The sequence below is a fragment of the Methanothermus sociabilis genome (assembly GCF_055392295.1).
The window spans coordinates 869,094-892,370 of record NZ_AP042467.1; the positions used below are offsets into that span (position 1 = coordinate 869,094).

The following is a 23,277-nucleotide window of genomic DNA, read 5'->3' on the forward strand; positions in this document are numbered from 1 at the left end:
TGATAGAGATGAAAATTGCAATTATTGGTGGAACCGGTGATCAAGGTTTTGGACTGGCACTAAGGCTGGCAAAGGCTGGAGAAAAAATAATCATTGGGTCAAGAAGTCGAGAAAGGGCTAAAAAAGCTTGTTCAAAAATCCTTAATATTGTGGAGAATGCAGATATAGAAGGAATGGAAAATAAAGAAGCAGCAAAAGAAGCTGATATAGTGATATTAACAGTTCCACTTCATGCACAGCTAACAACTATAGAAAATATAAAAGATGTTCTTGATGGTAAAATACTTGTGGATGCTACAGTGCCATTAGAATCTTCAATAGGAGGGTCCGGTGGTAAATACGTTGAATTATGGGATGGTTCAGCAGCCGAAAGAACATCTAGAGTACTTAAAGATAAAAATGTTAAAATAGTAACAGCATTCAATAATATAAGTGCCCACAGTTTACAAGACATAGAGAATGATGTTGAATGCGATTGTTTAGTAGCTGGCGATGATGAAAATGCAAAAAAAATTGTTATGGAACTTGCTGAAAAAATACCTGGAGTAAGAGCAATAGATTGTGGCCCATTAGAAAATTCAAAAATAATTGAAAAAATAACACCTCTATTAATAACTCTTAACATCAGAAATAACATTAATAATGCAGGAATAAGAATAACAGGTTTGAAAAAATGGAAATAGTAATGAAAACTGTCAAAGAAATTGTAAAAAATGCCATAAACGCAATTGAAAAGATAAATGAAAAAGAAATTAAGAAGATGATCAAAGAAATAAGAAATTCAGATAGAATATTTGTTGTAGGTACTGGCAGATCAGAATTAGTTGGAAAAGCTTTTGCAATGAGATTAATGCATCTTGGATTTAATGTTCATGTGGTTGGTGAAGTTACAACACCGGCAATCAGAGATAAAGATTGTTTAATTGCAATTTCAGGTTCTGGTGAAACAAAAACAGTTACAATAGCAGCCGAAACTTCTAAAAAAATAGGAGCCTGTGTGATAGGTATTACTTCAACGCAAAATTCAACATTGTGGAGAATAGCAGATATTAAGGTAGTTATACCTACAAAAAGTAAAAAAGCTTGGAAAGATTACACATCTGAATCTCTAAAAGGAGAATATGGTGACTTAATGCCTTTAGGAACTCTATTTGAAGATACAGCACAGCTATTTTTAGATGGTGTTATTGCAGAACTTATGACAATTCTCGGTAAAAAGGAAGAAGATCTTAGAAAAAGACACGAAACCTTCTATTAACTAATAACTAACATTGTTACATTACATAACTTCCAGGTGTTATCATGCGATGTCAATTAATTAGAGACAGTGTTGTATCAGATGTGAATCCCCGTGCCCTCAGACTTCATAACAAAAGTCATTATGGAATTCTAGATGGAAATACTTTCAAATTATCATTAATAGAAGCTACTTATTTGTTAGAAAATAAAAGGATTAATGTGTATAGAGGTAATGAGAAGATTTCTCTAGAAGAAATGAAAAATATTTTGAGGAGACATAATTTATATCAGAAATATTTAGTGTTTAGAGATTTAAGGAATAGAGGATATATAGTCAAAACTGGACTTAAATATGGTTCTGAATTTCGTTTATATGAACGTGGTAAAGCACCTGGTAAAGGACATTCCAAATATCTTGTTAGAGTAGTGACAGAAGATGACATATTTAATGTTAAAGATATTGTAAGCCAAGTAAGAGTTGCACATAGTGTGAGAAAAAAATTAATTATGGCAGTAGTAGATGAAGAAGAAGATATCAGCTATTACAAAATTGAATGGATAAGACCTTGAGGTGTCTATTTGATTGACCCATGGAGCTCAGAAAGTCTAAATCATAAAATCATTGAAAAGTTTGGTGTAAGGCCTTTTAAAGAAGTTATAGGTGAAATAAAAGATCCTCATTGGTTAATGAGAAGAGGTGTAATTTTCGGGCAAAGAGATTATAATAAGATATTAAAAGCAATGAAAAATAAAGAAGATTTTGCAATCGTAACTGGGATGATGCCAAGTGGCAAAATGCATATAGGACATAAAATGATAATAGACCAATTAATATGGTACGAAAAAAAGGGTGCGGAAATATTTATACCTATAGCTGATATGGAAGCATATTCTACTAGAAATAAAAGTTTTGAAGAATCTAAAAAAATAGCAATAGAGGAATATTTGGCAAATTATCTTGCATTAGGATTAGATATAACCAAAGATTCAATAAATGTTTATTTACAATCTGAAAATTTGGTAGTTGAAGATCTAGCATATATATTGAGTAAAAAAGTTAATTTCAGCGAATTAAGGGCTATATATGGATTTGATGAGTCAACAAGTATCGCACAGACATATATACCGATTATTCAAGCTGCAGATATCCTTCATCCACAACTAGATGAATTTGGAGGTCCAAAACCAGTTTTGGTCCCTGTTGGACCTGATCAAGACCCTCACATAAGACTCTCCAGGGATTTAGCAAGTAGATTTAAAAAAGAATATTCATTTATCTTGCCTTCATCAACTTACCATAAATTTATGAGTGGTATAACAGGAGGCAAAATGTCAAGTAGTAAACCAAACGATGCTATATTTTTAACAGATCCTCCTAAAGTTGTTGAAAATAAAATTATGCAAGCAAAAACTGGAGGAAGAGAAACACTCGAAGATCAAAGAAAATACGGAGGATCTCCAAAAGATTGTGTTGTATATGAGATCTTAATTTATCATGTTGAAGATGATAAAAAAGTAAAAGATATTTATGAAAAATGTAAAAATGGTGAAATAATTTGTGGTGAATGTAAAAAAATAGTAGCTGAACATATGAAAAAATTGATTATTGATATTGGAAAAAAGAGAGAAAAAATGGTGGAAAAAGCTGCAAGAGTTTTGGAGGAGTCTAATGGTACGTAAGGAAGGTTATGAAAGCACTTTAGAAGCACTGTATAGAAATAATGAATCATTGTTAATTATTTCAGCATTATTATTTTTTATTCCTCTTTTCATCGGATATATTTTTTCAGGAACTTTAGATCCATATTTAGGATATGTGCTTAAAGAATTTAAGAAAGAAATAGTAAAAGGAGAATTAAAACTAACGGTTTTGTCTATATTTTTACATAATTTACAAATAGCGATAGTATTATATTTAGGTGGAATAATTGCTATAGTTACAGTGGTTTCTTTAATTTTTAATGGATTATTTATTGGATATACCGCTAGTAAATATCCATTAATGGATTTCATAATTTTAGTACTTCCTCATGGGGTATTTGAAGTACCTGCAATAATTATAGCAGGGGCAGCAGGGTTTAGACTAACTTCTTTTATTTTTAACTATATCTCTGATTTACTTTTTGGAGAATGGTATGGAAGTAAGATAGAAAAGATTAGTTATTATTTTAAATTAAATTATGAAGAATTTGAAGAGTCATTATTGCTTTTTGGAATCTCAGTTGTACTTTTATTTATTGCAGCCTTAATTGAGGCCAATGCAACGCTTTTAATTTACGAATATTTGAAGGGAATAATATGATTATGAGATGTGTAGTATGCGGAAAAGAATACCCTGCAGATGAAATCATATACACTTGTAATGAATGCGGGTCAGTACTAGAAGTCTTGATGGAAACAGAGGTATCAAAGAAAATATTTGAAGGCAGAAAGTGGAATATGTGGAGATACAAAGAATTTTTACCTGTAGATGAATCTAAAAAAGTATCACTTAATGAAGGAGGTACTCCATTTATAAAATGTAATAATTTGTCAAAAGATCTTAAAGTTGATTTATATGTTAAGGTAGAGGGTTCAAACCCAACAGGTAGTTTTAAAGATAGAGGTATGAGTGTAGGAGTTACAAAAGCTCTTGAATTTAATGTTGACACAGTTGGATGTGCCTCAACTGGTAATACTTCCGCATCTTTAGCTGCATATGCAGCAAGAGCTGGTCTTAGATGTATAGTATTTTTACCAGCAGGGAAAGTTGCTTTGGGAAAATTAGCTCAAGCCATGTTTCATGGAGCCCAGGTGTTATCAATTAAGGATAATTTTGATAAGGCATTAGAGATTGTCACAAAGTTTGCTCTTGGTGGATATTTATATCTACTAAATTCTGTAAATCCTTTTAGATTAGAAGGACAAAAGACAATCGCATTTGAAATATTGGAAGAACTGAATTGGGAATCTCCAGACCACATCATCTTACCTGTTGGAAATGCAGGAAACATTTCAGCGATATGGAAAGGAATAAAGGAATTTTATGAATCTGATTTCATAGATGAGAAACCATGCATGATTGGAATACAGGCTGAAGGAGCTTCACCAATAGTTGAAGCTGTAAAGAAACAAAAACTTGATATAAAGCCTGTAAAAAATCCTGAAACAGTTGCAACAGCTATAAGGATAGGTTCTCCAGTTAATTATCCTAAAGCTTTGAGAGCAATATATGAATCCAATGGAACTGCCCTAAGCGTCAGTGATGAAGAAATACTTAAGGCTCAAAGACTATTAGCAAAAAAAGAAGGTATAGGTGTTGAGCCAGCATCAGCTGCAAGTATTGCAGGACTAATCAAATTAATAGATGATGGCTATTTAGATCATGGAGAAAGAGTTGTATGCGTATTGACAGGGCATCTTCTAAAAGATCCAAAAATTGCTATAAATGCTTGTAAAAAGCCTTTAGAAGTAGAACCAGATTTTAATTTACTAAAAAAGATTATTGGATAAATAGAAAATTTTATTCTATAAAAAAACGCCTTTGATACAATATCTATATTATCCATTTATATGGCTATCAAAGCACAATATAAACTTTTTATGGTTAATAAGAATTTCACAACCACCATCAAAATAAAACATCGACGATGCAAACAATAAATTTATATAGGATAAATTTGATAATATTCTTTCGTAAGAATAAAGAGGTGGTAAGTATGGAATTACCAATAGCACCAATTGGTAGAATTATAAAAGATGCAGGTGCCGAAAGAGTCAGTGATGATGCAAGAATAACTCTAGCAAAAATTTTAGAAGAAATGGGTAGAGACATTGCTTCAGAAGCTATAAAACTAGCAAGACACGCCGGAAGGAAAACAATAAAAGCAGAGGACATTGAACTAGCAGTTCGAAGATTTAAGAAATAATATTTTTCTTTTTCCTTTTATATTTTTATTGCAAATAAAAAATCATACAAAATTTTTGCTGCATTCATCGCTGCGGGGTCGCCTATTCTATCTGTTGCAACTTCAACAATGTCAATGCCAATAATTTTTTTTCTAGCTATTTTTTCAATGAATTTTTCCATATGGTAGGGAGTGATACCTACAGGCGTTGGATTTCCAACACCTGGAGCATAACCAGGATCTAATACATCTATATCCACTGTTACATAGAATGGTCCATCTAATTTATTTATTTCATTTAAAACCATGTTAAATTTTTCAATTATGTCTCTTGATGTATAGTATTTGATATTTTCATTAAGAACAAATTCATGTTCTTCTTTTGTACAAGATCTTACACCAATTTGGACAATTTTCTTCGGATGTAATTCATATATTCGTCGCATGACTGTTGCATGCGAAAACTTTTTACCAGCATAAGTATTTGCCATATCCATATGTGCATCAAAGTGTAGAATAGTTACATCACTTAGATCAAATGTTTTCACAACACCATATGTTATGCTATGTTCTCCACCAAGGACAATAGGAATCATTCCTTTTTTTAAAACTTCTTGAACTTTTTCAGAAATATTACGACAAGTATTTTTAAAGTCACCTAGAATTACCTCAATATCACCTAAATCAATGATAGGAACATCTAGTTTTTTTCTATAGTGTAAACTATAGTTTTCAAAATTGTAGGATGCTTGACGAATCATCAATGGTCCAAATCTTGACCCTGGCTTATATGTGGATGTGCTATCAAAAGGTACTCCTAACAATCCAAAAACTTTTTTATTAGAAAGGTATTTAAGGGAGGAAGGGTCCTTAGAATATGCAAATTTTAGACCCATATTATTTAACTCTTAAAAGTTTTGTTTTACCCATTGCTTCTAAATATTCAACTTCTGCACCTTCAGTTAATTTATCTTTTAACTCCTCAGGTATAGGAACTTCAAATGTGTCATATGTTTCTAAGTCCATCAATTGTACAGTATCACCCATAATTGCTAAAACTTGGCCCACCTTCTTATTAATCACAGGTACTTCTATTTTACTATCCACAGGTTTTACAATACTTCTTTTTTGTCCATCAAAAATGCCAATTGCTTCTATACGCATCTTTGCAGATCCATGCTTACCTGGTGAAGAAGTTGTTACTCCTACAATCTTTGAAGGTTCACCATCTATTACCACATACTTACCTTTTTTCAATGTTCTAACTTCAACTACTTTTTTTGCCATGATTATCCCTCCTTATATTGAAACCTCATAAATCTTTACATACAAACAATATAAAAAATTTGTGAGGTGGTAACTTGAATATTGCTATAACTTCTGGTAAAAGTGAAGGCCCCACAAAGTTAAATGCATTTGATAATGCCTTATTAGATGCTGGTATTGGAAATGTAAATTTGATAGAAGTTTCTAGTATAGTTCCGCCAGGTGCAAAAATAATTCCATTACCTAAATTTGAAGTAGGATCAATGGTTAAATGTGTATTAGCGAAAAAGATTTCGGAAAGAAAAGATGATTTAATTTCTGCTAGTGTAGCTGTTGCAATGTCAAAAGATTTTGGATGTATAGCTGAACACAGTGGCGTAAATGTAAGTCCTGAAAAAGTTAGGGAAAGATGTGTATCAACTGTTAAAAACATGATGAAAAAAAGGAATAAAAAAATAGAAGAATTAATTGTGGAGGAGATAAATCATAGAGTTAAAAAATGTGGTGCAGTGGTTGCTGCGGTAGTTTATATAGAATAGAAAGGTGTCTGAATGGATGAATCAGAAATTAGAAAATGGAAAAAAGTATCATTGGAAATGGCTAGACGCGTAGAAAGAGCAATATCACCATTAATTGGTACTGAAGAAGCTGGAAAGATAGTTAAAATGGGTGCTGATGGTACTCCAACAAAATTGATAGATTTAATAGCTGAAGATGAAGTTATAAATGTGTTAAAAGAAGTTGGAGAACCTGTTGGATTAGTAACTGAAGAATCTGGAAGTTTTGATATAAATAAGAAAGTTGTAAGTAGAAACAAAAAAATAACTTTTGTTGTTGATCCTCTTGATGGAACAACTAATGCTATAAAAAACATTCCTTTTTATGGCATATCGATAGCTGTAGCTGAACATCCGCAAAATAGAGATCCTGTACTTAATGATGTTGTTATTGGAGTTGTAAGGAATTTTACAACAAGAGATACCTATACAGCCATAAAAGATGGAGGTGCATCTTTAAACGGAAATGAAATATCTCCATCATCAAATAAATTTTTGAATGAAGCATCTGTTGGTGCTTTTATTTATGGAACTAGATTTAAAGATCTGGATAATTTATGTAGCAAGATAAGAAGGATGAGAATATTGGGTGCAGTAGCTTTAGAATTAAGTTATGTTGCTAATGGCGTATATGATGCATTTATAGATATAAGAGGAAGGTTAAGAATTGTGGACATTGCTGCTGCAAAACTTATTGTAGACGAAGCTGGAGGGATAGTTACAGACCATCAAGGCAATGTTATAAATGGCCCATTGAATGTAAGAGAAAGGACATCTTTAGTTGCTGCAGGAAACAATGCTTTACATTCAAAAATTATAGAAGTTTTGGAGGAACTTTAATGCATATTGGACTTGTTGCAAGATTAGACATGCAAAAATCCATCAAACTAGCAAAAAAAATTGTAGAGTTTTTAGAAAAGAAAGGTATTCAAGTTTCAGTGGAATCATCACTAGCTGATATTATTAACAAAAAAGACATAAAATGTGACTTAGAAAAAATGGAAGCAGACATGATTGTTACTATAGGTGGCGATGGTACAATACTTAGAACGCAAGGGATTGCCAAAAACATACCTATTTTTGGTATAAATATGGGTACTATTGGATTTTTAACAGAAATAGATCATCAAAACGCATTTGAAGCTTTAGAAAAAGTGATTTCAGGTAAATATTTTATTGAGGAGAGAAGCAGATTGGAAGTTTGTGGAAAAAAATTACCTCCAGCACTTAATGAGGTTGTTGTAATAACTAGTAAGCCTGCAAAAATGCTTCATTTTGAAGTTTTAGTGGATGATGAAGTGGTTGAAAATTTAAGAGCAGATGGAATGATTGTTTCTACACCTAGTGGATCTACGGCATATTCAATGTCTGCTGGAGGTCCTATTGTAGATCCAAATGTGGATGCATTTATAATAGTCCCAATATGTCCATTTAAATTAAGTGCAAGACCTCTAGTAGTTCCAGATAATAGTAAAATAAAAATTAAGCTTTTAAAGAAAGGAAAAGATGCAATAGTGGTTGTTGATGGTCAAGCAGAAGATAAAATAACTTATATGGAAGAATTAACACTTAAAAAATATAAATCCCCTGCTTATTTTGTAAGATTAAAAAAAGGTTTTTACAGAAGAATCAGAGAAAAATTAACTGAAGGTGGCATTGCCTTTCTTTAATATTTTAATGGTGTTTTTATGGATGTCCTTGTTGTAGATCTCACGCATGGTGGTATTACCTTAGCCAAAGAATTAAAAAAATATTTTGACAATGTTTTTGTTTGGGACATCTACAATACTGTTCCTAAAGAAAAAAAGAAATTCTTAAGTAAGTATTTTAAATTTGTAGATGCTGTCCCTAAAAGAAAAAATATTAAAATAATTGCACCAGTTCATTGCCCTCTAAATATAACTCCTGATTTTACACATCATGAGGCTGTAAATTTTATTTTGCAGGATTGGAAAAATAAAAGAGACATACCAATAATTGAAGTTACTGGTGTTAAGGGCAAGACATCGGTAGTATGGATGTTAAAAGAAATTTTATCTCATAAAAACCCATTAATATTGAGCAGTATTGGTATTTTTTTAAAAGATAAAGTTTTAAAAAAAGACGTGAGCATAACTCCAGCAAATATAATCAAGGCTATTAAATTGGGAAAAGACAAATTTGGAGTTTGTATATTTGAAGTATCACTTGGAGGTACAGGATTAGCAGATGTTGGTGTATTAACAAATATAGTTGAGGATTATCCGATAGCTGGAGGAAAAAGAAAAGCTAGTGAAGCTAAAAAACAAATATTTAGGAGTAAAATAACTTGCTGTGATTACAAAACACTAAAAAAATTTTATAAGGAATACATAGGGGAAGCAAATACTTTCTCTATAAATTATCATGATGATGTAAATGTTTGGACTTCATCCATAAAATATGATTTTGAAAAAACCTCATTTAAAGTAAATGTAGATGGATTAAAAACTTTAAAGGGAGAATTTTGTGGAAATATACGTATAGAAACATTTGCACCAACATCTCATTATTTGTTAAATGTTTTAGCAGCTATATCTGCTGCATTGTCTTTAGGCGTTAAAACAAAATACATAAAAAAAGGATTGTATAATTTTAGAGGCTTAAAAGGAAGAAGTTCCATAAAAAGAAAAAATGGTTGTAGAATAATAGAGGAAATAAATCCAGGTATAAACACTAAAACTATTGAAAATTCACTGGAAATTGCCAAAAATCTAAAAAATTCTGTAGTGATCATCGGTGGTCAATATGGTGCCACCTGTGAAGAACTCAATGAGGAAAGAGTTGCTAAAATAATTGATAATAATAGAGATGTTAATGTAGCATTAGTAGATGAGGTTGGAAAAAGCTTATTAAAAAAAATAAAAAGGAAAGTGGAATATGCTGACAATCCTAATAAATTGCTAAAATCATTTATAGAAAGAGGTTTTAAAAATATTGTGTTTGTGTACAGGTCAAAATATTCAGATTTAAGCAAAAGATGAAGTGATAAAAAATGATAGTTGGTACCAGAGGTAGTCCATTAGCACTCAAACAAACATATTATGTTGTTAATCAACTTTCAAAATTGGTTAATGAGGAAGTAAAAATCAAAATTATAAAAACAACAGGGGATAAAATCAAGGATTCTCAGTTACATAAAATAGGTCAAAGAGGAGTTTTTACAAAAGAAATTGACAAGGCAGTGCTAAATGAAGAAGTTGATTTGGCAGTCCATAGTTTGAAAGATGTACCAACAGAATTACATGAGGATTTAGAGATAGTAGCTATCCCACATAGAGATTCACCAAACGAAGTTTTAGTTTCTAAATATAGTTGGGATGAATTATCTGAAGAATGTATTTTAGGTACAAGTAGTTTAAGAAGAAAAGCATTTTGTCGTTACCATGGAAAAAAATTTAAAATAAAACCTTTGAGAGGAAACATTGAGACTAGAATTAAAAAAGTCGAAGATGGAGAATACGATGCTACAATAATGGCTGAAGCCGCACTAAAGCGTTTAAATCTTGAAAAATATATTAAAAAAAGATTTTCTGTGAAATATTTTACTCCCTCTGCAGGACAAGGAGCAATAGCTATAGAAACGAGGTCTGATAGTAAATATATCTCTGTATTAAAAAAATTAAATAATCATAGAGCATTTTATGAAGTAACTGCTGAAAGAACAGTACTAAAAGAACTTGGCGTTGGATGCCAATGGCCTATAGGTGTTGTGGCCAGATCCAAAGGCAAAAATTTAAATCTTTATGCAATTTTACTGTCTAAGAAAGGCAAACTGCTTTCAAAAATTGAGCTAGATGGGAAACTTCATGAAGCTACAAAATTAGGAAAAAAAGCTGCAAAAAAAATGGAGGGTTACATCTGAAAAAATTAAATGTTGGAGTTATAGGAGTAGGAGCTATGGGTTACAATCATGCAAGAGTCTATTCCCAATTAAAAAATGCAAATCTTTTAGCAGTGGCAGATATATCAAAGACTGCTCTCAAAAGGGTCACAAAAAGATATAATACAAAAGGATTCACAGATTATATGAAAGTCCTCGAAATGCCTGAAATAGACGCTGTAAGTGTGTGTGTACCAACCACTTATCACTATAAAGTTACAATGGATGCTATAGAACATGGAAAACATGTTTTAGTTGAAAAACCAATTGCATTTACAGTTGAAGAAGCCAAAGAAATGATTAAATTTGCAAGAAAAAAGAATGTTAAGTTAAGTGTCGGACATGTAGAACGTTTTAATCCAGCTGTACAAAAAGCAAAAGAAGTTGTAGAAAGTGGAACCATTGGTGACATTGTTACAGCATCCACAAAAAGGGTTGGACCATTTCCGCCACGAATCAAAGACGTTGGGGTGACTATAGATCTCGCAATTCATGACATAGATATCATGCATTATCTTTTTGAAAAGAAAGTTGTGGAAGTATATGCATACATGGGAAGTATTTTAAATAAATGTGAATTTGAAGATCATGCTGAAATCATGGTAAAATTTCAGGAAAATATAGTTGGTTTACTAGAAGTTAATTGGCTAACTCCTTACAAAAAAAGAAAATTATCAATAACAGGTACAGATGGGATTATATCTGTTGATTATATTACTCAAAATCTTAAAGTACATGGTAAATTCGCACAAAACATAAGTATAAATAAAGAAGAACCTTTAAAAAATGAATTAAGATCATTTGTAAATTCTGTGTTGGAAGATAAAGAACCTCCTGTAAATGGTGAAAGTGGATTGTATGCACTTAAAGTTGTGTTAAATGCTATAAAATCTGCAAAAAAAGGATATCCTGTAAGATTAGAAGGTGGAAAAAATGAATAAAGAACTTATAAAAAAAGCTCAAGAACTTCGAGCTAGAGGATTTACAACTGGAGAAATAGCGGATGAATTAAATATCTCCAGAGACACAGCAAGATGGCTGATATTAAAGGCTGAAGAAAAAGTTAGTAGAAAAGCTCCAACAGACATTGCCATTGATTGGAGATGTTTGAGTGAAAGTGCATCAAGACTAAAATATGTATCAGCTATCATGGCAGATATAGCATCTAAGTATGATGTGGAAGGTATAGTGGGAATAGCTGTTAGTGGGGTACCAATAGCAACATTGATGGCAACATTAATGAATAAGGAATTATCATTTTCAGTTTTTCACCCTGCTAAATTAAGGAAAGAAAAGGATGTAGATGGTACAATCAGCAGTAATTTCGCAAGCATATATAATAAAAAGGTAATCATTGTGGACGATGTTATAACAAGTGGTAGGACTGTTAAGGAAGCTGTAAAAGTTGTAAAGGAGCAAGGGGCAAAACCAGTTGCAGTTGTAGTGTTAATTGACAAGAAAAATCTCAAAGAAGTTGATGGAGTGCCAGTTGAATCATTAATTAAAGTTACTAGGGTAGGATAAATGAAATGAGATTCCGATTAGCTATTATCTTAGGAAAAATTGTAAGATTTGGTTTAAGACTTTTAGGTAGAAGTGCTACAGCATTGCCTGGAAACATAGCATTAAAAATTTATCCAAATTTATTGAAGGTTATAGATAAAAGATGCAAAAAGAAAATAATCATAACAGGTACAAATGGTAAAACAACTACAAATAATTTGATTTCATATATTCTTAAAGGAAAATTTAAGAATGTGCTTTCAAATTTAAGAGGAGCAAATATGGCGCAGGGTGTTGCCAGTGCTTTTATAGCAGATTTTAAGGATAAATATGATTGGGGTGTGTTTGAAATAGATGAAGGGTCTTTGGATGATGTCTTAAATTATATAAACCCTGATTTTGTCGTTGTAACTAATTTTTTTAGGGACCAGCTAGATAGATATGGAGAAATTGAAAATACAGTGGCATTAGTAAAAAATGTTTTAAAAAAGAAAAAGAATCTTAAATTAGTGTTGAATGCTGACGATCCCTTAGTTGCTCAATTTAATGATTTAGAACATGAAAAAATTTTCTATGGTGTAAATAAAAACAAATTTAGTAGTGAGAAGGGAAAAGTTGTTGAAACATGGTATTGTCCAAAATGCGGTGCAAAAATGGATTATAAATTCTTTAATTATGGACATCTAGGCGAATATAAGTGTAATAACTGTGGATTTAAAAATCCAGAAAGAAAATACCTAGTTGACAATGTTAAATTTGATGGAAAATTTACATTTGATGTAAGATACAATGGTAAGATTACTAAAGACATCTCTTTCAGGTATGAAGGAATATATAATTTGTATAATTGTTGCGCTGCATTTGCAACTTGTTGTGAACTAGGACTAGATCCAAATATAATTAAGGAAAGAATCAGCAACTTTACATATAGATTAGGTAGAATGGAAGAAATTGCATATAAAAATAAAATTATTAAAATAGCACTTGCAAAAAATCCAATTGGATTAACTGAAGTAATAAGAACAATAAAACAAGATGAAAATAAAAAAACCTTGGTTTTCATTTTAAATGATAATCCAGCAGATGGTGAAGATGTATCATGGATCTGGGACGCTGATTTTAGTGAGCTTAAAAAAATAAAAAATATAAATTCAATAATATGTTCTGGAATAAGAGCAGAAGACATTGCACTTAGAATCAAGTATGCAAATGTCCCAACAGATCTTATAGAGATTGATGATAATATGAAAAGTGCTATTAAGAAAGGAATCATGACAAAAGTTAAGAGAGTCTATATAATACCAACATATACAGCAGTTTTTGAAAGTAGGGACATTGTATTAGAGTTGGTGAAAAAATGAAATTGAAATTATTACATATGTATCCAGATGTTTTGAATCTTTATGGAGATAGAGGAAATGTAATTACAATAAAAAGGAGGTGTGAATGGCGTAATATAGATATTGAGATCATTCCCTTCACAATTCATGATAAATACGATTTTGATGAAATAGATATATTTTTCATTGGTGGGGGATCAGACAGAGGACAAAGGATTGTATATAAAGATTTTCTAAATTACAGACAAGAATTTAAAAGAATTATAAAAGATGATGCTGTAATATTGGCGATATGTGGTGGATATCAGTTGTTAGGGAAAAAATACATAGATAGCGAAGGAAATGAGCTGCCAGGTCTTGGTATATTTAAATATGAAACTATAAGTGGGAAAGACAGACTAATTGGAAATATAATAATCGAAAATAATTTAGGATTAAAACCAAAGACCATTGTTGGTTTTGAAAATCATGGAGGCAGGACATATAGTGATTATGAACCATTTGGATTTGTAAGAGTTGGTTATGGTAACAATGGAGAAGATGGAAAAGAAGGAATGGTATATAGAAATTGCATAGGTACATATCTTCATGGACCATTACTACCAAAAAATCCTCATTTAACAGATTATTTAATTTTAAAAGCACTTGAGAGAAAATATAATATTTCTTCTTTAGAGGAATTAAATGACGAAATTGAATATGCGGCCCATAAAAAAGTTTTAAAATTATATGGTTAATCAATGAGTTATTAAAAGGGAAAAATATGAAGACAGAAATAATTGATAGGAATGCAGAGTATTTGGGAATTCCTCGACTTTTATTGATGGAAAATGCTGGAAGATGCTTGGCAGAAAAAATTGTTAGTATTGCTGAAACAGAAAATGAAAAAATATCTATATTTTGTGGTTCTGGAGGCAATGGTGGGGATGGATTAGTGGCAGCTAGACACTTAGTTAATAGAGGATTTAAAGTTGAAGTCTTTTTAATGACACATCCTCAAAGAATAAGGTCTAAAGAAACAATCAAAAATTGGGAAATAATAAATAATATGACGTATTCTGACAATTTGAATGTTAATGTTGTTTTAGATTCTTCTTATCTTCCTAGTAGTGTAGATGGCATAATTGTGGATGCAATGTTGGGAACAGGAATTAAAGGAAAAATTCGAGAACCTATAAGATCTGCTATAAAGCTAATAAATGATTCTAATGCTGTGGTGGTAGCGGTAGATGTTCCTAGTGGTTTAGATCCTACAACAGGAAAAATAAGTGATATAGCTGTTAAAGCTGATTATACAATAACTTTCCACAAAATAAAAAAAGGATTAGACACTAAAACTGCTGGAAAAATAATAGTATGTGACATAGGAATTCCAAAAGAAGCTGAAGTATTTGTAGGTCCTGGAGACTTAATTAGAATCAAAAGGAATCCTGAATCACATAAAGGAGAAAATGGTAAAGTTTTAATTATTGGTGGTAGTCCTGTATATAGTGGTGCTCCTGCATTGTCAGGGTTGGCAGCATTACAGGCAGGATGTGATCTTGTAACAATTTTATGCCCAAAGACTGCAGCTCCAGTTATAAAATCATATAGTCCTGATTTAATTGTTAAAGAGATAGATAGTGATTATGTAGATAAAATAGACATGGAACTCGTAGAAAAATCAGATAGTATTGTAATTGGCCCTGGTTTGGAAGAAAATCCTAAAACTCGTAAAGCATTTAAGTTTTTAATAAGAGAGATTGATGATACAACTCCTATAGTTATAGATGCTGATGCATTAAAACTTGTAGAAATAGAAGATATCAAAGATTTTGAAAACATTGTTTTGACACCGCATCTAGGAGAATTTAAGAGACTGTTCAAAATTAGTGGTAAAGATTTAAAGTCAAAGATAAAATATGTTACTTCGGCCTCTAAAAAAATAAATGGCGTGATATTGCTCAAAGGCAAAATAGATATTATAGCTCAAAATGGAAAAATACGGTTAAATAAAACTGGAAATCCCGGCATGACCGTTGGTGGAACGGGAGATGTTTTATCAGGCATTGTTGCTTCGCTTATATCGCAAAAATTAAGACCTTTTGATGCAGCATGTTTAGGAGCATTTATAAATGGAAAAGCAGGAGATCTAGCCAGTGAAACATATGGGTATAATTTTACAGCAACTAAGATGTTAAAATTTATTCCAAAGGCCATGAAATTAAAGTAGCCCAAGTATACGAAGTAGAATTAGCACTCCAACGCCGGTTATACCTCCAAATCCTGCAACTAATACTGTTAATATATTAATTGGGATATGTACAAAAGGTAGAAAATTAACTAAGTGAAGTAACACCAAACCTGTTAAAATTTGCAATGCTAATCTGAGGACTATTCTTCCAATACTTAATAAAAATTTTAGGAATGCTAAACCTATTGCTATCACTATAATAGCAAAAAGAATTGTTGTAATTGACAAAAAATCACCTAAACATCTTATTATATATTAGGGCCTGTATACCATAATTTTTTACCATACCTGCAATTTCTCTTTGATCTATGGCCTTTTCATCAAACGATACCATTTCTTTTCTATAGAGAGCATATGGAGAATCCCTAGCAACGACCCTAATACTTCCTTTATGAAGTTTTAATGTTACTGACCCTGTAACTCTTCTTTGCATATGGTCTATCATCTTATCTAAATCTTCTCTCAGAGGTTCATGCCATAAACCATTGTATATAAGCTCAGCATATTTTTCAGATATTATGTTACAAAATTTTAATTCCTCACGAGTTAAAGTAAGTTGCTCCAATGATTTATGTGCAGTAATAAGTAAAGATGCTGCAGGTGCTTCATATATTTCTCTACTTTTAATTCCAATTATTCTATCCTCTACAATGTCAATTCTACCTATTCCATGTCTACCTGCTATTTCATTAGCTTTTTTAACGATTTCTACAGGTTCCAAGTTTTTTTGATTTATAGAAACTGGAACTCCTGAATCAAATTCTATCTCCACATTTTCAGGTTCTTCAGGTGCATCGTGGATAGAATTCGTCCACATAAATACATCTTCAGGTGGCTCTACATCTGGATTTTCTAAAATATTTCCTTCAATTGATCTACCCCATATATTCTCGTCAATACTGTATTTTTTTCCTGAAGGTATTTCGATCCCATGTTCTTTAGCATATTTAATCTCTTCTTCTCTTGTTAAATTTAGATCACGTATTGGAGCAACTATTTTACAATCTGAAATTGCTCTTATTGTAGATTCGAATCTGAATTGGTCATTTCCTTTGCCTGTACATCCATGAGCAATTACATCAGCTTTTTCTTTTTCTGCTATTTCAACAACCTTTTTTGCTATTAATGGCCTAGCTAACGCTGTACTAAGTGGATAACCTTCATAAATAGCATTTGCCTTTATAGCTCTGTAAACATACTCTTCAACAAACTCATCTTTAGCATCTATAGTGTAGTGTTTGTAACTATATTTTTTTGCTATAGTTTCGGCCTGTTTAATATCTTCTTTATCTTGTCCCACATCTACGCACGCAGTTATAACATTCATATTATATTTCTCTTCTAACAATTTTATACATACTGTAGTATCAAGTCCTCCACTAAATGCAAGAACAGCTTTATTCAACTTTATCACCTATTTTTTCACTTACAAGTAATCATATATAATTTTTTGGAGAGGAAATAATGACTCCAAAAATACACATAATTTGTAAGGATAGTGGTGGTGATATAACAAGAAATCCATACATAAATAAGTTTCTCAAAAATGAGAAATTAGTATATTATGCCAAAAAAGGAACACCTGTTGTTAAATTAGGTAGTGGAAGTCCCAAAGTAATGGTAACTGCCGGAGTCCATGGAGATGAACTCCCTCCACAACTAGCAGCTGTTAGATTAATTGAATTCTTAAAAAATTGTAAATTGGATGGCACCGTTTATGTAATACCATTTGTAGCTCCAAAATCAACAATGGAAAATGTTAGAAATTTAAGAGGTAAGGATTTAAATAGACTTTCCCACTGTGAGGGTACAATAACAAATCATGTTCTCAATTTTGCACTTTCACATGCAGATGCTTTAGCAGACTTCCATTCAACCGAGATAGGAGGAAACCCTGGAGAAGAAAGCGTGTTCTGCTCTAAAAATCCTTGTATGGATAGTTTTATTTTAGGATCTTTTATAGCTCAAAAAATTTCAGCTAAATTAATATGTCATGAGAAAGCTGGAGAGAAATATCGTGGTGCATTAGAAGATGAATGTAATTTGCGTTATCTTCCAGCTGTAACATGTGAAGTTGTGAGTAAGAAAGGAAAGGCTGATGAAAAAAGTATAAGAAGGTCTTTCCTCCAAATGATAATTGTCCTCAGTTATTTTAATATAATTAAGGAGGATTTGGTTGCCATCATATAAAAAACATGTGATTTTCTCTTTTATAATGATATTGCCTTTTATAAATTCTCCCATAACTCCATTTTTCGCTATAATAGGTAGCATGTTACCTGACTTAGATCATGTCGTGAAAAAGAAAAAAACAATATCCATAATAATAGTAGGATTGTTGTTTTTGACATTATCTTATTTTTATAAAAAATTAATTTTTATTAGCTGTTCTTTATTATCTTTAGGTTTATTTTTCTATTTTTCTAAACATAGAGGCATTAGTCATTCCCTATTTGGTACAATCTTTATCCCTACACTTTTAACAATTTTTATTTTTTATGTCCAGAATTTTTTCCAACATAAAATTGCAAATATTTTAGTTTTATTATTTTTAGTAGCAATTGTCTTTAAATTAAGGTTTCTACCATTTTTTGCTTTGTACCTTTTTTTATTTGAAAAATCATGTTTAAATCTTACCTTTATGGATATATTCTTGCCATTAAGTATTGGTTACTTAAGCCACATAATTCTTGATGGATTTACGCCCCATGGCATTAAATTCTTATATCCTTTAAGTAAAAAAAGATTTAAAAAAGGATTATCTATAATATTGTTAATTTTGTGGATAGTTTATTCCTATAAGCTACTCCTTACGAAGTTTCCTGCTTCATAGGGAAAACTTACTTGAGGTATATCTCTATATGAAATAGTCTTGAGTAAAGTTTTTTTTCTCTCTTAGATAGAATATCAGGACTGTTCCTCCTATTTTAGAATCCTACACGCTGATATATAATCCTCTAACTTATTTCCATAGTTTAATCCTGACGTGGATTAACTTTCCCAAATACAGCTTTTTCAGCTTTTATTAGTAAGTGAAGAAATTTATTATAAATACTTTTCAACTCTCTTTACATAGATACTTCCCAGTAATAGAGTTAAAATTTCTTACCTTCAACTCTTTTAATATCAAAACTTGCTGTATCGGCTACTGCCATTACTGCCATCACGCCTGCCTGAATAGGATCTGTTACAACAAGATCGGCTTTTTTTGTAACGCTTCCTGGCATGCTAAGTGTTATAACAATTATTCCATGTTCTTTTTTAATCTTTTCAACAGCTTTAGTTATTTTACCACCCATCAATGACCCTGCTAAGACAAGCGCAGCTACGCGGGGAAGTCTACCTACAGCTAGAACTGCTTCAGCTAATTCCTCTTCACCAACCAAAGGTATTGTATCAACACTTATTCTTTCTCCACGGATATTATGTCTGTCAGCTTCACTGATTGCACCTGCTGCAACCTGAGCTACTTGAGCTCCACCACCAATTACTATAACTCTTTTTCCATAAATTTCATCCAACGAGCGATGCTTTGTAACATCTAAAACAACTTCAGATTCCTTAAGCTCATTTATAAGTTTATCAGGATCTGTAACGTTTTCCAATTCTAAATATATTTTCCCATGTTTGTTTTTTAATACATGAATGTTTGCATATGTGATATTTATACCATTTTTCACTAGTATTTCAGTTATTTTATTCAAGACTCCTGGCCGATCAACTGTTTTAACCGTAATTGCAAGATTCTTCATACTTATCACTTCTTCTATTTAACTTGGACAAGTTGTATCTGTACATGCACCTGCATATTCTGATTTTGCCACTATATATCGATCTGCATTTAATTTTAGCACCTGTTCTCGTTTACTACCGTATCTATAAACGGTTATACCTTTACATCCTAATTTGTAGGCAGTCAAGAAAACTCTTTCAACGTCTTTTGGCTTAGCATCTTTGGGGAGATTAACAGTCTTTGATACTGCATTATCCACATACTTTTGAAATGCTGCCTGCATTTTAACATGCCAAATTGGATCAATATCATGACTTGTAACAAATAAACGCCTAATATCCTCTGGTATTTCATCAAAATCCTGTATAGATCCTTTCTTTGCAATTTTTTTCATTAAATCCAATGAATAAAAGCCTCTTTCTTTTGCAATTTTTTCAAATAATGGATGAATTTCAAGAAGTACAGTGCCTTCCATGACTTCTCTTATAAATGCTATTGCAAATATTGGTTCTATACTACTACTAACGTTTGCTATTATACTTAAGGTTCCTGTAGGTGCAATTGTAGTTGTAGTTGCATTTCTCATGTGTTCATACCCTTCTTTTTCCCACTTACTACCTTTAAATGAGGGAAATGATCCTCTTTCTTCACCAAGTTCTACAGATTTTTTTCTAGCTTCCTTACTTATAAAATTCATGAGTTTTTCTGCAATTTGAAGAGCTTTTGGAGAATCGTATGGAATTCCTAATTTTATAAGCATGTCTGCAAATCCCATAACCCCTAAACCAACTTTACGTGTCTTTTTTGTCATTTTTTCAATTTCTTTAGTTGGATATTTATTTACATCAATTACATTGTCTAAAAAATGAATTGCAATCCTTGTAATTCTTCTAAGTTTTTTCCAATCTATTTTTTTATTTTTTACAATTTTAGTAAGATTTATAGATCCTAAATTACAGGATTCATATGGTAATAATGGTTGTTCGCCACAATTATGCACATAAAAACCATTTGCATCAAAAGCATTTATTCCAGGTATTTGCGTATCATACACAGTTTCAATTCCATCAAATTCTATTTTTTTAACAGTTGATGTAAATTCTATATTATCATCTTCTATAATTAATTTTTCTTTTTTAATTTTTGAAAACACTCCTAATCTAAGTAACATACGTTGTAATATCTTCAATTTTTCATAGTTGAGATCATCATAATCTAGCTTATTGATAAATTCTAAATAAGATTTTTTCGATGCTATTTCAGCTTCTTCATCTAAACATGAAATATTTTTTGATATTCCTTTCCAATTATAACCTCTGTGGTTGTTCATAACTAGTTTGTCACCAGGTTTTAATTCATGAACTCTTACCCATTCAAACCCATTTTTATTCTTTTTTAAAACCATATGATCCTCAGTTGCACGTAGTTCAAATCCTTCTTTTGTAATAATTTTATAAACAGGTTTAACACCTGTTGGGAAAAATCCAGTTTCAGATATATATTCTTTTCCATTTACAACAGCTATAAATTTGGTATTTATTAGATTTTTAACTTTTCTAGGGCCTTTTGATGTCATAACCCAAGTATCTGCAGTGACACAAGGGTTCGTAGCTTCTATTTTTCCCAAATGTGGTGTTGGATTATGTTTATTTATATGGTCCAGAAATATCATTCCAGGATCTCCATGGGACCAAGCCATTTTCACTATCTTCCTAAAAATATTTCTTGCTTTAACTTTTTTTACAACTTTTTTATTCCTTGGATTTATTAATTCGTATTCTTTGTTTTTTATTACAGCGTCCATGAATTTTTCATCTGCTGCCACGGAAATGTTAAAATTAGAAAATTTTCCTTCTACTTTTTTTGATTCTATAAACTCTTCAATATCAGGATGATCATATCGAAGTACACCCATGTTTGCCCCGCGTCTTCTACCACCTTGTTTTATAACATCTGTTGCTACATCAAATATTCTCATAAAAGATACAGGTCCTGAAGCTACTCCCCCAGTAGATGCAACTACATCTCCCTTTGGTCTTAATTTAGAAAAAGAAAATCCTACACCGCCTCCAGATTTATGAATTAATGCCATGTATTTCAATGCATCAAATATTTCTTCAATAGAATCTCCAACAGGCAATACAAAACAAGCAGATAATTGACCTATTGCCGTTCCAGCATTCATAAGCGTTGGTGAATTAGGTAAAAATTCAAAATTTTTCATTATATTATAAAATTTTTCTTCAGTTTCTGAAATATCTTTTTCACCATATATGGTGTCAGCTTTAGCTACATGGTGAGCTACTCTTCTAAACATTTCTTTAGGAGTCTCTATTACTTCCCCTTTTTCGTTCCGCCGTAAATATCTCCTTTTTAAAACTTCTAATGCATTTTTACTTAGTTTCATTTTTATCCATGCTAATCAGGTGTTTTATATCATTTATAATATCATTTAAAGCAATATTTAATAATTTTCTTCCAAGTTTAGGATTTATTTTTACTCCTTCTTTCTCTACAATTTTAGCTCCCTCATCTATTTTTTTATTTAATTTTCTAGCAGATTTTAAACCAACCATGCCAATTTCTGGATATTTTTTAAAATCAATTTCATTCATTCTTTCTACATCTGCTATTCCTATGACATAGCCTAGTGAAGTTTCTCCACTACCTGCATGAGGACCTTCTATCTCCACAATTTTATTGTTCATTACGATTTTCATACCTGTTTCTCTCTCTATTACATTTATATGTTTTTTGAGTGGTAAATTTCCTCCATGTGCATTTACAATGACAGATTTATCTATCCCAATATATTTGTTTGCTAATTTCATGATAGAAACAATATTTTCAATCAAATCTTTCACTGATACGTGTATACCATGCTTTACATATGGATATTCTGTTGCTGGATAAACAGTGCCAATAAATTTAGCTCCTGTTTTTATACTTGCATTTAAAGCTAAATATGAAGCTATTTTGATATCTGTATCTATTGGTAATACAGGGCCATGATTTTCAAGATATGAACCAAGTGCCAATACACCTACACTATGTACTTTAGGTGATATGATATTCCCTGCATCATAATTTAGCTTCAGCTTTGTATCCCTTTCAGCTTTTATAAATCTAGATTCCATACCTTATCTCCTACATAATGTATGTTTTTTACGGCCCTACCACGCTCCCTTTTTGTCATTTCATCGCCATCAATCAATGCAAACCCAATAGCTAGTGGTTTCCCATGTTTTTCATCTATTACTACTGTAATGTCTCCTTTTTTTATCTTAGAATCAGCTTTAACTATTCCGGGACACATTACGTCTGCACCATTTGATATATACTTTATAGCCCCCATATCAACAGTTACTTTCTTTTTAGGTTTGATATTTGTTTTAATTATTGCCTTAAGAGTAGGGATAATTTTTTTATTGTATAATATTGCAAAAGGCTCTTTATTCACCAAAATTAATGGAAATTCAGTGGTATATGCTATCTCGACATTTGAATCTTCTGAAATTATTTCTGAGTATTCATCTAGCTTATCTTTAATTTTTTTTATTTCCTTCTTCTTAAGAAAGTGTCTTTTTTTAACTTTCATTTAATTAATCAGTATTAACG

At 31.4% G+C, this 23,277-nt stretch carries 27 protein-coding genes; 19 read left to right on the forward strand and 8 right to left on the reverse strand.

The window, feature by feature from the left end; all coding sequences use genetic code 11:
* The first annotated feature begins 8 nt into the window (after window positions 1–8).
* The 7 genes from npdG to hmfB all read left to right on the forward strand — a co-directional run bounded on the left by npdG (window position 9) and on the right by hmfB (window position 5,147).
* Window positions 9–683, forward strand: coding sequence for an NADPH-dependent F420 reductase (npdG, locus tag ACZ5LY_RS04735; protein WP_013414257.1), 675 nt, complete (start codon window positions 9–11; stop codon window positions 681–683).
* Window positions 674–1,258: a 6-phospho-3-hexuloisomerase gene (hxlB, locus tag ACZ5LY_RS04740; RefSeq protein WP_464577160.1), complete on the forward strand. Its 585-nt coding sequence runs from the start codon at window positions 674–676 to the stop codon at window positions 1,256–1,258. The genes npdG and hxlB overlap by 10 nt, the downstream gene beginning before the upstream one ends.
* A gap of 44 nt (window positions 1,259–1,302) precedes the next feature.
* The gene (endA, locus tag ACZ5LY_RS04745; RefSeq protein ID WP_013414259.1) at window positions 1,303–1,809 is read left to right on the forward strand and encodes a tRNA-intron lyase; all 507 of its coding nucleotides are present in this window, start codon (window positions 1,303–1,305) and stop codon (window positions 1,807–1,809) included.
* 9 nt (window positions 1,810–1,818) lie between these two features.
* Window positions 1,819–2,919, forward strand: a complete 1,101-nt coding sequence (locus tag ACZ5LY_RS04750; RefSeq protein WP_013414260.1) for a tryptophan--tRNA ligase — start codon at window positions 1,819–1,821, stop codon at window positions 2,917–2,919.
* Window positions 2,909–3,541 carry a stage II sporulation protein M gene (locus tag ACZ5LY_RS04755; RefSeq protein ID WP_464577163.1) on the forward strand — a complete coding sequence of 211 codons (633 nt, stop codon included), beginning with the start codon at window positions 2,909–2,911 and terminating at the stop codon, window positions 3,539–3,541. The genes ACZ5LY_RS04750 and ACZ5LY_RS04755 overlap by 11 nt, the downstream gene beginning before the upstream one ends.
* Complete coding sequence (gene thrC / locus ACZ5LY_RS04760) at window positions 3,541–4,731, forward strand: threonine synthase (protein WP_048060721.1); 1,191 nt, start codon at window positions 3,541–3,543, stop codon at window positions 4,729–4,731. The genes ACZ5LY_RS04755 and thrC overlap by 1 nt, the downstream gene beginning before the upstream one ends.
* Before the next feature lie 197 nt (window positions 4,732–4,928).
* Window positions 4,929–5,147 (forward strand): histone HmfB, encoded by a 219-nt coding sequence (gene hmfB, locus ACZ5LY_RS04765; protein ID WP_281034192.1) that lies wholly within the window; start codon window positions 4,929–4,931, stop codon window positions 5,145–5,147.
* Window positions 5,148–5,164: 17 nt separating this feature from the next.
* On the opposite strand, the gene speB is transcribed toward hmfB, so the two are convergent.
* Together speB and ACZ5LY_RS04775 are read right to left on the reverse strand one after the other, a co-directional pair.
* Window positions 5,165–6,022 carry an agmatinase gene (gene speB / locus ACZ5LY_RS04770; RefSeq protein ID WP_013414264.1) on the reverse strand — a complete coding sequence of 286 codons (858 nt, stop codon included), beginning with the start codon at window positions 6,020–6,022 and terminating at the stop codon, window positions 5,165–5,167.
* Between the two features lies 1 nt (window position 6,023).
* Window positions 6,024–6,413, reverse strand: a complete 390-nt coding sequence (locus tag ACZ5LY_RS04775; RefSeq protein ID WP_013414265.1) for a translation initiation factor IF-5A — start codon at window positions 6,411–6,413, stop codon at window positions 6,024–6,026.
* 74 nt (window positions 6,414–6,487) lie between these two features.
* On the opposite strand from ACZ5LY_RS04775, the gene ACZ5LY_RS04780 reads away from it, so the two are divergent.
* Genes ACZ5LY_RS04780 through ACZ5LY_RS04825 form a run of 10 tightly spaced genes read left to right on the forward strand, consistent with a single transcriptional unit; the run spans window position 6,488 to window position 15,905 of the window.
* Window positions 6,488–6,931 carry a pyruvoyl-dependent arginine decarboxylase gene (locus tag ACZ5LY_RS04780; protein ID WP_013414266.1) on the forward strand — a complete coding sequence of 148 codons (444 nt, stop codon included), beginning with the start codon at window positions 6,488–6,490 and terminating at the stop codon, window positions 6,929–6,931.
* Between the two features lie 12 nt (window positions 6,932–6,943).
* Window positions 6,944–7,789 carry a bifunctional fructose-bisphosphatase/inositol-phosphate phosphatase gene (locus tag ACZ5LY_RS04785; RefSeq protein WP_464577166.1) on the forward strand — a complete coding sequence of 282 codons (846 nt, stop codon included), beginning with the start codon at window positions 6,944–6,946 and terminating at the stop codon, window positions 7,787–7,789.
* Window positions 7,789–8,619 (forward strand): NAD(+) kinase, encoded by an 831-nt coding sequence (locus ACZ5LY_RS04790; protein ID WP_013414268.1) that lies wholly within the window; start codon window positions 7,789–7,791, stop codon window positions 8,617–8,619. The genes ACZ5LY_RS04785 and ACZ5LY_RS04790 overlap by 1 nt, the downstream gene beginning before the upstream one ends.
* 18 nt (window positions 8,620–8,637) lie before the next feature.
* Window positions 8,638–9,951, forward strand: coding sequence for a coenzyme F430 synthase (gene cfbE / locus ACZ5LY_RS04795; protein ID WP_464577169.1), 1,314 nt, complete (start codon window positions 8,638–8,640; stop codon window positions 9,949–9,951).
* 11 nt (window positions 9,952–9,962) lie between these two features.
* Window positions 9,963–10,832 (forward strand): hydroxymethylbilane synthase, encoded by an 870-nt coding sequence (gene hemC, locus ACZ5LY_RS04800; RefSeq protein WP_464577171.1) that lies wholly within the window; start codon window positions 9,963–9,965, stop codon window positions 10,830–10,832.
* Complete coding sequence (locus ACZ5LY_RS04805; protein WP_013414271.1) at window positions 10,829–11,791, forward strand: UDP-N-acetylglucosamine 3-dehydrogenase; 963 nt, start codon at window positions 10,829–10,831, stop codon at window positions 11,789–11,791. Before hemC ends, ACZ5LY_RS04805 begins: the two co-directional genes overlap by 4 nt.
* Window positions 11,784–12,374 carry an orotate phosphoribosyltransferase-like protein gene (locus ACZ5LY_RS04810; RefSeq protein WP_013414272.1) on the forward strand — a complete coding sequence of 197 codons (591 nt, stop codon included), beginning with the start codon at window positions 11,784–11,786 and terminating at the stop codon, window positions 12,372–12,374. The genes ACZ5LY_RS04805 and ACZ5LY_RS04810 overlap by 8 nt, the downstream gene beginning before the upstream one ends.
* A 5-nt stretch (window positions 12,375–12,379) precedes the next feature.
* Entirely contained in the window at window positions 12,380–13,714 is a 1,335-nt protein-coding gene (locus ACZ5LY_RS04815; RefSeq protein ID WP_464577173.1) for a MurT ligase domain-containing protein, read from the forward strand.
* On the forward strand, window positions 13,711–14,430 hold the full coding sequence (locus ACZ5LY_RS04820) for a type 1 glutamine amidotransferase (protein ID WP_464577175.1): 720 nt from the start codon (window positions 13,711–13,713) through the stop codon (window positions 14,428–14,430). Before ACZ5LY_RS04815 ends, ACZ5LY_RS04820 begins: the two co-directional genes overlap by 4 nt.
* A gap of 26 nt (window positions 14,431–14,456) precedes the next feature.
* Window positions 14,457–15,905, forward strand: coding sequence for an NAD(P)H-hydrate dehydratase (locus ACZ5LY_RS04825; protein WP_464577177.1), 1,449 nt, complete (start codon window positions 14,457–14,459; stop codon window positions 15,903–15,905).
* Here the strand turns inward: ACZ5LY_RS04825 and ACZ5LY_RS04830 are convergent.
* Both ACZ5LY_RS04830 and ACZ5LY_RS04835 read right to left on the reverse strand, forming a co-directional pair.
* On the reverse strand, window positions 15,897–16,154 hold the full coding sequence (locus ACZ5LY_RS04830) for a pro-sigmaK processing inhibitor BofA family protein (RefSeq protein ID WP_013414276.1): 258 nt from the start codon (window positions 16,152–16,154) through the stop codon (window positions 15,897–15,899). The two genes, ACZ5LY_RS04825 and ACZ5LY_RS04830, sit on opposite strands and share 9 nt — an antisense overlap.
* Before the next feature lie 4 nt (window positions 16,155–16,158).
* Window positions 16,159–17,331 (reverse strand): argininosuccinate synthase, encoded by a 1,173-nt coding sequence (locus tag ACZ5LY_RS04835; protein ID WP_013414277.1) that lies wholly within the window; start codon window positions 17,329–17,331, stop codon window positions 16,159–16,161.
* Window positions 17,332–17,390: 59 nt separating this feature from the next.
* Here ACZ5LY_RS04835 and ACZ5LY_RS04840 point away from each other — a divergent pair, with 59 nt between their 5' ends.
* On the forward strand, window positions 17,391–18,116 hold the full coding sequence (locus ACZ5LY_RS04840; protein ID WP_013414278.1) for a succinylglutamate desuccinylase/aspartoacylase domain-containing protein: 726 nt from the start codon (window positions 17,391–17,393) through the stop codon (window positions 18,114–18,116).
* 25 nt (window positions 18,117–18,141) lie between these two features.
* The gene (locus ACZ5LY_RS04845; protein ID WP_464577999.1) at window positions 18,142–18,759 is read left to right on the forward strand and encodes a metal-dependent hydrolase; all 618 of its coding nucleotides are present in this window, start codon (window positions 18,142–18,144) and stop codon (window positions 18,757–18,759) included.
* 262 nt (window positions 18,760–19,021) lie between these two features.
* Here ACZ5LY_RS04845 and ACZ5LY_RS04850 read toward each other — a convergent pair whose 3' ends face one another.
* The 4 genes from ACZ5LY_RS04850 to ACZ5LY_RS04865 are packed head-to-tail and all read right to left on the reverse strand — an operon-like array spanning window position 19,022 to window position 23,257.
* Window positions 19,022–19,678 carry a DUF5612 domain-containing protein gene (locus ACZ5LY_RS04850; RefSeq protein ID WP_013414280.1) on the reverse strand — a complete coding sequence of 219 codons (657 nt, stop codon included), beginning with the start codon at window positions 19,676–19,678 and terminating at the stop codon, window positions 19,022–19,024.
* An 18-nt stretch (window positions 19,679–19,696) separates the two neighbouring features.
* Window positions 19,697–22,066: a ribonucleotide reductase N-terminal alpha domain-containing protein gene (locus ACZ5LY_RS04855; protein ID WP_464577180.1), complete on the reverse strand. Its 2,370-nt coding sequence runs from the start codon at window positions 22,064–22,066 to the stop codon at window positions 19,697–19,699.
* On the reverse strand, window positions 22,053–22,796 hold the full coding sequence (arfB, locus tag ACZ5LY_RS04860) for a 2-amino-5-formylamino-6-ribosylaminopyrimidin-4(3H)-one 5'-monophosphate deformylase (protein ID WP_464577182.1): 744 nt from the start codon (window positions 22,794–22,796) through the stop codon (window positions 22,053–22,055). Before arfB ends, ACZ5LY_RS04855 begins: the two co-directional genes overlap by 14 nt.
* Window positions 22,778–23,257 (reverse strand): DUF1947 domain-containing protein, encoded by a 480-nt coding sequence (locus ACZ5LY_RS04865; RefSeq protein ID WP_464577184.1) that lies wholly within the window; start codon window positions 23,255–23,257, stop codon window positions 22,778–22,780. The genes arfB and ACZ5LY_RS04865 overlap by 19 nt, the downstream gene beginning before the upstream one ends.
* Between the last annotated feature and the right edge of the window lie 20 nt (window positions 23,258–23,277).